At 42.9% G+C, this 12,404-nt stretch carries 8 protein-coding genes; 7 read left to right on the top strand and 1 reads right to left on the bottom strand.

From position 1 onward, the window contains the following. Window positions 1-65: 65 nt before the first annotated feature. A complete protein-coding gene (locus G613_RS0113065) occupies window positions 66-461 on the top strand; it encodes a hypothetical protein (RefSeq protein ID WP_029233040.1) in 396 nt (131 codons plus the stop codon). Between the two features lie 15 nt (window positions 462-476). On the opposite strand, the gene G613_RS0113060 is transcribed toward G613_RS0113065, so the two are convergent. Further along, window positions 477-1,370 carry a helix-turn-helix transcriptional regulator gene (locus G613_RS0113060; RefSeq protein WP_029233039.1) on the bottom strand — a complete coding sequence of 298 codons (894 nt, stop codon included), beginning with the start codon at window positions 1,368-1,370 and terminating at the stop codon, window positions 477-479. Between the two features lie 180 nt (window positions 1,371-1,550). Between G613_RS0113060 and G613_RS0113055 the strand changes: the two genes are divergently transcribed. The 6 genes from G613_RS0113055 to G613_RS0113025 all read left to right on the top strand — a co-directional run bounded on the left by G613_RS0113055 (window position 1,551) and on the right by G613_RS0113025 (window position 12,267). Further along, window positions 1,551-4,403 carry a glycosyl hydrolase 115 family protein gene (locus tag G613_RS0113055; protein ID WP_029233038.1) on the top strand — a complete coding sequence of 951 codons (2,853 nt, stop codon included), beginning with the start codon at window positions 1,551-1,553 and terminating at the stop codon, window positions 4,401-4,403. Window positions 4,404-4,417: 14 nt separating this feature from the next. Next, complete coding sequence (locus G613_RS0113050) at window positions 4,418-5,359, top strand: ABC transporter permease (protein WP_029233037.1); 942 nt, start codon at window positions 4,418-4,420, stop codon at window positions 5,357-5,359. A 15-nt stretch (window positions 5,360-5,374) separates the two neighbouring features. After that, the gene (locus tag G613_RS0113045; RefSeq protein WP_029233036.1) at window positions 5,375-6,247 is read left to right on the top strand and encodes a carbohydrate ABC transporter permease; all 873 of its coding nucleotides are present in this window, start codon (window positions 5,375-5,377) and stop codon (window positions 6,245-6,247) included. Window positions 6,248-6,469: 222 nt separating this feature from the next. Beyond that, on the top strand, window positions 6,470-8,191 hold the full coding sequence (locus G613_RS0113035) for an extracellular solute-binding protein (RefSeq protein WP_029233035.1): 1,722 nt from the start codon (window positions 6,470-6,472) through the stop codon (window positions 8,189-8,191). Window positions 8,192-8,397: 206 nt separating this feature from the next. Next, window positions 8,398-10,521, top strand: coding sequence for a glycoside hydrolase family 3 C-terminal domain-containing protein (locus G613_RS0113030; RefSeq protein ID WP_029233034.1), 2,124 nt, complete (start codon window positions 8,398-8,400; stop codon window positions 10,519-10,521). Window positions 10,522-10,788: 267 nt separating this feature from the next. Then, window positions 10,789-12,267 carry an L-fucose/L-arabinose isomerase family protein gene (locus tag G613_RS0113025; RefSeq protein ID WP_029233033.1) on the top strand — a complete coding sequence of 493 codons (1,479 nt, stop codon included), beginning with the start codon at window positions 10,789-10,791 and terminating at the stop codon, window positions 12,265-12,267. The last annotated feature ends 137 nt before the right edge of the window (window positions 12,268-12,404 follow it).

Raw genomic sequence — 12,404 nt, 5'->3', positions numbered from 1 at the left:
AGCTTAATAGCCATTTCAATGACATCAAGTACATGGGTGAATCATGGTGGCGGAAATGGAGTTCTATGACACCATTACCTAATTTACAGGAGCTGGAAAAAGTTGTTGAGTTAAATGCTCTTGAATATGCCAAGAGCAATGGGGTTCCAATTGAGTATTGCCTTGCAAATCGTACTGTGGAGATGTGGTGCCAGGTATGGCCTGATTCGTCTGCAGGTACAGCCCATGAAGAGGCGGACAAAGGATTTCCGGGGCTTACAGAAGGTTATGTGACCATGTTTACATACAAATTCCTTGATTCCAGGAATCAGGATGTATATGAGTTGTACAGCTGTACCTATGGAACAAATCCTTCCGATGGCTTCCTTGCAATGAAGGAAGAAATGGATGAGCATTTCTATGAAGATTGGAAGAACCATAATGTGATTGCATTGTGGGAAGTAATAGCTAAATATCAATAATATTAAAGACCAGGGTTACCTGGTCTTTTTGTTTGAACTATTTTCTTGTTCATCATCCCTGTGGCACAGCTGAAACTGTTTTGGTGACATGCCAATCTGCTTTGAAAAGCGTCTTGAGAAGCTTGAGTAGTTGTTGTAGCCCACCATAAAGCAGACATCGTAGGGTGAATGGTTCTGGAGAAGAAGTCTTTGTGCCAGAACTATTTTTTTTGCATTGATGTAGTGCTTGAGTGAATCTCCCGTAGCTTCACTGAAAACCCGGCTAAGGTGGTCGCTGCTATAATGAAGATCATTTGCCATGCTGTTAATTGTGATATCTTCGTCTATATTGTCGTCTATATACTCAAATATCCTGGATACAACCTGCGGAACAAGACTGTTCTTTTTCTGAGCGGCACTGCCTCCGGAGTATTCAAGGGCTTTGAGCATGAATTCAACAAGGAGAGCCTTGGCAAGAGCAGCGTGCCCAAAGGTAGTGCTGTCCATGCATTCGTGGAGACGCTCTGCCATGTCGATAAAATCAGGAAGAGCTTCTTCAGGAATTACCAGATGATTCATGTTTGGAGATTCTTCACTTCTGAAAAGTGAAGAAAAGTCTGTTTCCTCATCCCCCAGTTCTCTAAGATATTCAAACTGTATGTTTATAACAATTCGCTCATAGCTGCTTATATCTTCAAGATCCAGACCGTGGAACACAAGCGGACTTGTAAAAAACATGTCTCCTCGTTTCATTTTGTAAATATCAGGTTCGATCATGATATTTACATCCCCTCTGAGGAAAAGAACTATTTCATAGCCATCATGGTTGTGAACGGTTTTGATGTCAGTAGGCGTTACCCTGGCTGTTTTGTGCTCGCAGATATATTCCCTGTCTATAAGACTATAGGGACAATTCAGATCTTTTTTCATACATCTCTCCACAATGTGCAAAATTTATAAAGAAAATTTCGAGAATGCATATCTTATTGTGCAACATTATATCGGAAAATGCAAAAAAATTCTATCTTTTTGTGTATTTAGATAGAAATCCTATACTTTATAGTGTTTTGTATAGGAGAGATTAATATTCTGACGTTTGGGGGACGTAAAGTGGCGAAGGTAAGCTTTGATAACAGAATAATGTTTACTTATGAAGCCAAGTCTTTTCCAGGTGTTAACAAAGTAGCTGAGCTGGTCAGAGAGGATGTGTATCTGGTAACCGGCTTTAGAGCAGGAGAATATGCAAGGGGCAGCAAGTGCAAGAACCTTATAATATTCGGAACTGCGGATAGAAGCGACTATTTAGAAGAACTTGATAAAAGAGGTCTTATCAGACTAGGCGATATCAGAGGAAAGTGGGAGACCTACAGCTTTCAGGTTGTTGATAATCCTTTTGAAGGCGTCGACCATGCTCTGGTTATAGCAGGTAGTGACAAGAGGGGCACAATTTACGGCCTGTTCCATCTGTCGGAGGTTCTTGGAGTTTCTCCTTTTGTTAACTGGAATCATTGCTTTCCTCATAAAAGGAAAAATGTTGTCCTTACAGATGAAGTAAATGTGGTGTCAAAAGAGCCTTCTGTTAAATACAGAGGATTCTTTATAAATGATGAATGGCCTGCCTTCGGAAACTGGGCCACAGAGCACTTTGGAGGAATAAATGCCAAGTGCTATGAGAAAATTTTTGAATTGCTTTTGAGGCTAAAGGGAAACTACCTGTGGCCAGCCATGTGGAGATCCAATTTCAGCATGGATGGACCAGGGCTTGAAAGCGCGAGGCTTGCGGATGAGTATGGTGTTGTTATGAGTACATCCCACCACGAGCCCTGCATGAGAAGTGGAGAGGAATACAGTCTTCTTCGAGGTAAGGATTCCATTTATGGCGATGATTGGAGCTTTTTATCCAACAGAGATGGTATTACAAGATTCTGGCGAGACGGACTTGTAAGGAATAAGCCCTTTGAAAATGTGATAACCCTAGGAATGAGAGGGGAGAGAGATTCCAGATTATTAGGAAATGAGGTAGGTCTTAAAGAAAATATAGATTTACTTAGGGATGTTCTTAAAACACAGAATTCTCTGATAAAAGAGATTATAGATAAGGACATCGAAAAGGTTCCGAGACAGATGGTTCTTTTCACGGAAGTCGAGGAATTCTTTTACGGAGATGACAATACAAAAGGTCTCATGGGAGATCCGGAGCTGGACGGCGTTACGCTGATGCTAAGTGATAACAACTGTGGTTATACCAGAACTCTTCCCAGTGAAAAAATGAGAGACCACAAGGGCGGCTTCGGCATGTACTACCACATGGATATGCATGGAGGGCCCTACTCCTATCAGTGGATCGGAGGAGCCTATCTTCCGAGAGTCTGGGAACAGATGACCACAGCCTACGAATACGGCGTAAGGCAGATATGGGTTGTAAATGTCGGAGATGTAGGAACTCAGGAGCTGGGATTATCATTTTTCCTGGATCTCGCCTACGATATTGACAGATGGGGCGGAATGGAATGCTCTGTTACACAGGATTATGTGGATATGTGGGCGGAGAGACAGTTTGGCGGAATGTTCCCCCTTTCGGGGCGCAACAAAGCCAAGAAGATTATCTGGGATTATACAGAGCTTCTTGAAAAAAGACGTCATGAAATAATGAATGCCAATGTTTATCATCCGCTGCATTTTGGAGAAGCCGACAGGATTTTGGAGGTTTCTGAGGAAATTCTTAAGGAAGCCTTGGGACTTAGAAAGCGAATAGAGGAAAAAGATTTATCGGCCTTTATATCTCTTTTGTATTATCCCGCCTGCGGCACGGCAAATCTCATGAAGATGTGGATATTGGCGGGAAGAAATGAGCTTTACGCAAGGCAAAACCGCATAGAAGCCAATGAACTTGCCAAAGCTGTTGATGAATGTGTTGTAGAAGATGAAAGACTCATTGATGAGTATGAAGCTGTAGATAACGGCTATTACAAAGGTTTCGGAAGATCAGAACACATAGGTTTTGTGAATTGGAATGATGAAGATAACAAGTATCCGGTTAGGCATCTTGTGTATGGTGCCAATGAACCGAGAATGCTTGTAGCCAGAAAAGATGATGAGCATTATATGACAGGTCTTTTTTGGTGTGACAGGCCTCAGACCTGGTGTGAATGCTTAAGGCCGGATGTGAATGTTATTGAGTTCGATCTTATAAACGGAAGTGATAAGCCCTATAAGTTCAGAATAGAAACTGATTGTAAGTGGCTTAGCTTCAGTAAAGCGGAAGGTGAGGTCAAGGTCAGTGAGAGGATAAGTCTTATTGCAGATAAAGCTCTTTTGACCGGAAAGGCTGTCGGAAAGTTCTCTGTAGAGTGCATCGGATACAGCAAAGCAGAGATTACGGTAGAAGCAGCGCCTTATGCAAAGATATGTTCCCAGGGAACTTTCGTTGAAAGCGATGGCTATGTCTGCATGGAAGCAGAGCACTTTGCAAAAGTAGTTGATGAGGCTGATTCCGGATTTAAGGTGCTTAAACCCTATGGCAGAAGCGGAAGTGCCATTAAGGTATTTCCTGTGATCAAGGATTTTTATAGGACAGAAAAAAGACCCTATGTTGAGTATCATTTTTACGCCGGTGAGGATGGCGAGTACTACATAAGCTTTATGCTTGCGCCAACAACGCCGGTTACCTTTAGGACAGAGCAATACCTTGGATATTCAGTTAATGAAGAGGATATTCAGATTATTAACACCGTTAGAAGGCCTGAGATACCATTCTTCCAGAGCCCGCAGTGGGAGCAGGAAGCAAAGGATAGTGTTAAAAAGGTTGAGGATAAGGTGCTCTGCAAAAAGGGCGTAAATATACTTAAGTTCTACGGGATGAGCCCAGGGATAATTTTGGAAAGAGTAATACTTGTAAGGAGCGGAGTTAGACTTCCCCAGTCCTACTTAGGACCAGTGGAGAGCTACCTGCAGGAAGATTAGTTTAGGAGGAAAAGATGGCTAAGAATTCGGGGAAAAAGTCAAAGGGCAGCTTTGGCGTTTACATGAAAAGATATTGGCAGTTGTATGCCATGTTGTTTCTGCCTTTGACCTACTTACTTATCTTTAAGTATGCACCAATGATCTATGTACAGATCGCATTTAAAAAGTACAGTCTGGTAAAGAGCGTGTGGGAGCTCCCACTTGCCAAGAACCATGGCTTTGAGTATTTCATTCAGGCATTTAAGAATAATGACTTTAAGTATGCACTGAGGAATACATTGACACTAAATCTCTTGGATCTTGTCTTTGGATTCCCTGCACCGATTATTTTCGCACTTATTCTTAATGAACTTTGCTTTGTACGTTTCAAGAAGGTTGTTCAGACCATAGCTTATATGCCACATTTCCTTTCATGGGTCATCATTTACAGCTTGGCACTTCAGCTTCTTGCTCCAAACGATGGTCTGGTAAATATGGTAATCAAGGACCTGGGCGCAGAGGCAATACCATTTTTGAATGACGAAGCTCATTGGATTGGAAGCTATATTGGCTTTGGTATCTGGCAGAACTTTGGATGGGGATCAATCATCTACCTGGCAGCCATAGCAGGTATTAACCCTGAGTTATATGAAGCTGCTGCAGTAGACGGCGCCGGAAGATTCCGTAAGATATGGCATATTACACTTCCGGGAATCAAGCCTACCATCGTAGTACTTCTTATCATGAGCCTTGGTAATATTCTTGGCGGCGGATTCGACAGACCATTCGCTTTCCAGAACAACCTGGTAATGAGAGTTGCAGACGTTATCGCAACATTCGTATATCGAGTAGGTATTAAGGGCTTGCAGTTCTCTTTGACAACTGCTGTAGGCCTTTTCCAGTCGGTAGTTGGTGTATTCTTCCTGCTGATGGCTAACTTTATCTCCCGCAAGCTTGGCGAGAGAGGAATATGGTAAGGGGGAAGAAACGCTATGAAAATCAAATCTAATGCTGATAAAGCCTGGGATGTTGTGTTTGTAATCGTATGTCTGATTGTAAGCGCAATGTGTATTATCCCAATGTTAAACCTGCTTGCCAAGTCACTTAGTGGAACAGATTATCTTGTAAGAAACCAGGTTTATATCCTTCCAAAGGGTCTTAACTTTAATGCTTATACAACAGTACTTAAGGATCCTAAGTATATAAGAGCTTTTGTGTGGACAGTATTTCTGACAGCGGTTTGCACAATCCTGTCTCTTACAATGACAACACTTTGCGCATTCCCTCTTATATTTGAGAACCTCAAGGGAAGACATGCAATAAACGTGTTTATCACAATTACAATGTTCTTCAACGCAGGAACCATACCAAACTATTTGCTGATGCAAAGGCTTCATCTTCTCAGTAACCCGCTGGTACTTATCATTCCGGGTGTAATGAGTGTTTACAACATGATCATCATGAGAAGCTTTTTCTATGGCATTCCTGATAGTTTGAGGGAATCTGCTGAGATTGACGGTGCTACATTCTTTAAGATACTGGTTCTTATCTATCTGCCGCTATCCAAGCCTGTTATGGCAACTCTGGCTCTTTTCTATGCGGTAGGCAGATGGAATGGATATTCAGATGCCCTGATGTACATGAGAGATGATAAGTTCTATACACTGCAGCTTCTTTTGTACAACATCATTAATAACATTAACCAGGTAGAAGTAGCTACACAGGAAGGCTTCTCTGCTCCGGGACTTTCAGCTTCCCTTAAGGCAGCGATCGTTATGTTCTCAACAGTGCCGATCCTGTGCATCTATCCGTTCCTTCAGAAGTACTTCATCCACGGAGTAACTCTCGGAGCGGTCAAAGAGTGATTCTGAATCACTAACCGACTAATAGTGTGGTGATAAGAGAAGGAATCGACCACAAGTACATGCATAAGGAACGATTTTAGTTCTATGGAGATAAGACAAAACCATTGTTTTGGCTTATCGGAATGTATAGAACTATGAGAGACGATGCAGGTATTGTGGGAGATGATATATATGGTACCAACCCAGTAGTGGGATAATTATTTATAAAACGGAGGTATAGTTATGAAGAAAAAGGTATTATCCATGTTTCTTGCATCTGCAATGGCTCTTTCAATAGTAGCCTGCGGATCATCAAACGGGGGCGCTGAGACTCAGCCTGCATCAAGTGATACTCCTGCACAGGAGACACAGACAGAGGCAGCACCTGCAGAGACAGCTGCTGAACCAGAAGTAGCGTCTGAGCTTACAGATGGTAAGTTCGCTGACACAAGAAAGATCACAGTAGAAATCTACGACAGAGGAAATGATGGCGGATCAGATCCTGAGAACAACATCTACACAGAGTACATCAAGAAGGGAATGCTTGAGGAGCACAACGTAGAAGTTACCTTCAAGAAGGTTCCAAGATGGACAGAGGTTGATGATATTAACAACCTTCTTGCAGCAGGAGAGGCTCCTGATATCTGCGTAACATATTCATATCCTACAGTTCTTACATACGCTCAGATGGGTGGTGTAATCGACCTAAGCGAGATGATCGAGACTTACAAGGCAGAGCTTCCAAACCTTTGGGGATGGCTCGGCGAGACAAACATGCTTTGGGACAAGGATCCTAAGACCGGAACAGTATGGGCTCTTGAAGGAAAGAGAGCAGAGCAGCAGAGAATTGTTACATTCGTTCGTCAGGACTGGCTTGATAAGCTGGGACTTGCAGCTCCTACAACAACTCAGGAATTCGAAGATATGCTTGTAGCATTCAGAGACAATGCTGACACACTTCTTGGATCAGATGCATCTAAGATGGTTCCTTTCTCAACAAGCTATGATATCGGTTGGAGAGCTTCTAACATTATCACATCTTTCATGGATCCTAACATCTCTGACAAAGAGTATTACATCAACGGATTCGATGACAGAATGGTTACACAGGCTTCAACTAAGGATGCTGTAAAGCTTCTTAACAAGTGGTACAACGATGGTCTTATGTGGAAAGATTTCGCTCTTTATGGAAGCGGAGACACAACAGAAGACGACATGATCAAGGCTGGTTATGTTGGTGCATTCCAGCACAACTGGGATTATGTATTCAGAAACGGTGAAGATTCAATCAACGCTAACCTTAAGAGAAACGTTGGCGAAGATGCTAAGTTTGTTCCTGTAGATTGCTTCCAGAACTCAGCTAACAAGTATTCTAAGTGGCTTTACAGCTCAGCTGGTGACAGAAAGCTCTTCTTCCCTTCAACAAACACAGAGCCTCTTGCATCACTTCTTTACCTTGACTTCATTTCAAAGCCAGAGACAATCAAGTATCTCCAGGCTGGTGATGAGGGTGTTACACACGAAGTCCTTGATTCCGGTGCTATTCAGATCATTGCTGCTACAGGCGATGCTATCCAGAACTCTGGTAAGAACATCGACTACACAATCACATGTAACGGAACATACTTTGGTGATGAGAAGCTCGCAGCTCTTTCCCTGGCATATGGTTATGCTGAAGCAGATCCTGAACTTGTAGATCAGGCTAACAAGATTGCTATGGCAGATGGTCTTGAGCCAAAGAACGTTAACGTTGGTGAAGTAACAGCAGAAGCAGGTGTTGGTGATACTCTTTCATCTAAGAGAGATCAGGTCTATGACAACGCAGTAGTTGCTTCTGAGGCTGACTTCGAGTCAACATGGGATAGCTTCCTTGCAGATTACCTTTCAGCTGGTGGACAGGCTATCATCGACGAGAGAACAGAGAAGTGGGCAGAGTATTTCGGCGATGCTGATATGCTCCCATAATCAAAATTAAAGAGAAATAAATAAAGAAATTATGCAGGGCGCAGCTCCAATAGGGGGCTGTGCCCTTTTTCGCAAGTATTAAGATGATGAAGGCAAAATATGGTAAGAAGTGAATTCCCTCATATGTGAAAATATTAGATGCATAACGTTGAAATAATATGATATTGATACATATTTTGCGTATTAGATAACAGAAGGGAAGAATTATGAACAGAGAAGAGGCAAAAAAGCGTGCGATTGAGCTTGTAGGCAAGATGACTGTAGAAGAGAAGGCATCTCAGCTTCGTTATGATGCTCCTGCCATCGACAGACTGGGAATTCCTGCTTACAACTGGTGGAATGAGGCACTTCACGGTGTTGCCAGAGCCGGCACAGCTACTATGTTCCCACAGGCAATTGGTCTGGCTGCAGCCTTTGACGAAGAGCTTATGGGTGAAGTGGGCGAGATAATCGCTGAGGAAGGCCGTGCTAAATACAACGAGCAGGCCAAGAGAGAGGACAGAGATATCTATAAGGGCCTGACATTCTGGGCTCCTAACGTAAATATTTTCCGTGACCCACGTTGGGGAAGAGGACATGAGACCTATGGTGAGGATCCATTCCTTACAAGCCGTCTGGCAGTTCCTTTTGTAAAGGGAGTACAGGGCGATGGCGAATACATGAAGGCAGCAGCTTGTGCCAAGCATTTTGCTGTTCATTCAGGCCCTGAGGGAGAGAGACACTTCTTTGATGCCAAGGCTTCCAAGAAGGATCTTGAGGAAACATATCTTCCTGCATTTGAGGCTCTTGTAACAGAGGCAGATGTTGAGGCTGTTATGGGTGCTTACAACAGAACAAACGGCGAACCATGCTGTGCTAACAAGCCACTTATGGTTGATACACTTCGCGGCAAGTGGGGCTTTAAGGGACATTTTGTTTCTGACTGCTGGGCTATCAAGGATTTCCATGAGAATCACAAGGTTACATCAAGTCCTGAGGAGTCAGCTAAGCTTGCTCTTGAGATGGGATGCGATCTTAACTGTGGATGTACATATCAGTCTATTATGAACGGTGTCAGAGCGGGACTTATTGATGAGAAACTTCTTACAGAGTCTTGTGTAAGACTCTTTACTACAAGATATCTTCTTGGAATGTTTGACAAGACTGAGTTTGACGAGATTCCTTATGAGAAGGTTGAATGCAAGGAGCACCTTGCTGTTGCTAAGAGAGCTGCAAGAGAGTCAGTAGTTCTTCTCAAGAACGATGGACTTCTTCCTCTTAACAAAGACAAAATTAAGACAATCGGTGTAGTTGGACCAAATGCCAACTCAAGACTTTCACTTATCGGTAATTACCATGGAACTGCTTCAAGATACATAACTGTTCTTGAGGGAATTCAGGATAAGGTTGGTGAAGACGTACGCGTTCTCTATTCAGAGGGCTGCGATATCTTCAAGAATAACATCAGTAACCTTGCTGATCCTAACCTTCCTGACAGACTTTCAGAGGCTCAGGCTGTTGCTGATCATTCTGATGTAGTGGTTGTAGTAGTTGGTCTTGATGAGAACCTTGAGGGTGAAGAGGGTGATGCAGGTAACCAGTTTGCGTCAGGAGATAAGATCAATCTTAATCTTCCTCTTTCTCAGAGACAGCTCCTCAATGCTGTACTTGATTGCAAGAAGCCTACTATTGTTATTGATATGGCCGGAAGTGCTATAGATCTTTCCAAGGCTCAGGACGAGGCAAATGCTGTTCTTCAGGCATTCTATCCTGGAGCTAGAGGTGGTGCTGATGTGGCAGATATCCTCTTTGGTGATGTATCGCCTTCAGGAAAGCTCCCTGTAACCTTCTACAAGTCAGCTGATGATCTTCCTGACTTCAAGGACTATTCAATGAAGAACAGGACTTACAAGTACTTTACCGGAACACCTCTTTATCCATTTGGATACGGACTTACATACGGTGACTGCCATGTAGCAGAGAATCCTGAGTTTACTCTTGTTTATGGAGATGACAAGAAGCTTAAGGGCGCTGAGCTTACAGTGACTGTTGTCAATGAAGGAAAGGTTGATACCGACGAAGTTGTACAGGTTTACATCAAGGATAAGGACAGCGAGTTTGCAACTCTTCATCCAAGTCTTTGCGGCTTCAAGAGAGTAAATGTACCTGCAGGCAGCAAGGCTGAGGTTAAGGTTGTACTTGATGCAAGAGCTTTCACTTCTGTTAATGAAGATGGAGTAAGAGATATCTTCGGCAAGAACTTCACTATCTTTGCAGGAACTCAGCAGCCTGATGCTAGATCTGAGGAATTAACAGGTCACAAGTGCGTATCTGTTGATGTTACACTTTGATAAAATAAACATGTACTTGTTTTGCTAAACAATCAATACAACTTACAAGCAAATTGAATAATTTTACAGACCATTTTTCTACGTTTTGCTTGCTTGTATTTTGGCTGGCTATGGATGATAATTATTTACGTCAAAAAGAATACAAGTAATAAGTTGTACTTTTTTGATAAATGAGTTTGGCTAAACTCAGAAAAAGATCGATGAGAGCAAAGAGCTCTTGGGATAAGGAAAAGTTTTAATGCGCACATGCGCAGAAAGGGGATTTTTATGATTAACATTCCAGAAGTTAAAATTGGACTTGTTGCAGTAAGCCGTGACTGCTTCCCAGCATCACTTGCTGTCAACAGAAGAAAAGCTTTAGTTGAGGCTTATAAGAAGAACTACAACGACAAGGACGTTTATGAGTGCCCTGTATGTATCATCGAGAGCGAGACTCAGACACTTGAGGCTCTTGAGGATGTTAAGAAGGCTGGATGTAACGCTCTTTGCGTATACCTTGGAAACTTTGGACCTGAAATTTCTGAGACACTTCTTGCTCAGAAGTTCGATGGACCTGTAATGTTCTGCGCAGCTGCTGAGGAGTCACAGGGCGACCTTATCGATGGCAGAGGAGATGCTTACTGCGGTATGCTTAACGCAAGCTACAACCTCCACCTTCGCGGAGTAAAGGCTTATATTCCTGAGTATCCTGTAGGAACAGCTGAAGAGTGCGCTAAGATGATCAACGAGTTCGTTCCTATCGCAAGAGCTCTTGATGGACTTGCTAACCTTAAGGTTATTTCATTCGGACCTCGTCCTATGAACTTCCTTGCTTGTAACGCTCCTATCCAGCAGATCTACAACCTTGGTGCTGAGATCGAAGAGAACTCAGAGCTTGATCTTTTCGAGTCATTCAACAAGCATGCTGGTGATCCTAGAATCGCAGAGATTAAGGCTGATATGGAGAAGGATCTTGGCGCTGGTAACAAGAAACCTGAAATCCTTGAGAAGCTTGCTCAGTACGAGCTTACACTTCTTGACTGGATCGAGGGACACAGAGGTGGCAAGAAGTATGTTGCTATCGCTGGTAAGTGCTGGCCTGCATTCCAGACACAGTTCGGATTCGTTCCTTGCTATGTTAACTCAAGACTTACAGGAAGAGGAATTCCTGTATCTTGCGAAGTAGATATATACGGTGCAATCAGTGAGTTCATCGGAACATGCATATCTGATGACGCTGTTACACTTCTTGATATCAACAACTCTGTTCCTGCTGATATGTACGAGCAGTCCATTAAGGGCAAGTTCGACTACAAGCACACAGATACATTCATGGGCTTCCACTGCGGAAACACATGCACAAGCAAGCTTTCAAGCTGCGAGATGAAGTTCCAGAGAATTATGGCTAGAAACCTTCCTGAGGAAGTTACACAGGGAACACTTGAGGGAGATATCATTCCTGGTGATATCACATTCTTCAGACTTCAGAGCACATCTGACAATCATCTTAAGGCTTATGTTGCACAGGGTGAAGTTCTTCCTGTTGCTACACAGTCCTTCGGTGGTATCGGTGTATTCGCTATTCCTGAGATGGGAAGATTCTACAGACACATTCTCATCCAGCATAACTTCCCTCACCACGGAGCAGTTGCATTTGGTCACTTCGGAAAGGCTCTTTACGAAGTATTTAAGTATGCCGGAGCAGAGGTTATTGGTTACAACCAGCCTGCATCTCTTCCATACCCTACAGAGAACCCATTTGCATAAAGAATTAAGTTCAAATAAAAATGAGGATACGAGATCATCATTTTGATCTGGGGTCTGTCAAGTAGACAGGCAAAACAAACAAAATAACATCAAACGAAAAGGTGGTCACATAAACAGTGATCACCTTTTTACTTTGT

The organism is Butyrivibrio sp. VCB2006 (assembly GCF_000420945.1).
Classification (GTDB): domain Bacteria; phylum Bacillota; class Clostridia; order Lachnospirales; family Lachnospiraceae; genus Butyrivibrio.
Note: the sequence above shows the minus strand (reverse complement) of the source record. Positions and strands in the feature narration are given on the sequence as shown.

Excerpts from the sequence above, each read along its gene's own strand:
- G613_RS0113065 (WP_029233040.1), top strand. The coding sequence starts at position 66 with ATGACACCATTACCTAATTTACAGGAGCTGGAAAAAGTTGTTGAGTTA.
- G613_RS0113060 (WP_029233039.1), bottom strand. The coding sequence starts at position 1,370 with ATGAAAAAAGATCTGAATTGTCCCTATAGTCTTATAGACAGGGAATAT.
- G613_RS0113050 (WP_029233037.1), top strand. The coding sequence starts at position 4,418 with ATGGCTAAGAATTCGGGGAAAAAGTCAAAGGGCAGCTTTGGCGTTTAC.
- G613_RS0113045 (WP_029233036.1), top strand. The coding sequence starts at position 5,375 with ATGAAAATCAAATCTAATGCTGATAAAGCCTGGGATGTTGTGTTTGTA.
- G613_RS0113035 (WP_029233035.1), top strand. The coding sequence starts at position 6,470 with ATGAAGAAAAAGGTATTATCCATGTTTCTTGCATCTGCAATGGCTCTT.
- G613_RS0113030 (WP_029233034.1), top strand. The coding sequence starts at position 8,398 with ATGAACAGAGAAGAGGCAAAAAAGCGTGCGATTGAGCTTGTAGGCAAG.
- G613_RS0113025 (WP_029233033.1), top strand. The coding sequence starts at position 10,789 with ATGATTAACATTCCAGAAGTTAAAATTGGACTTGTTGCAGTAAGCCGT.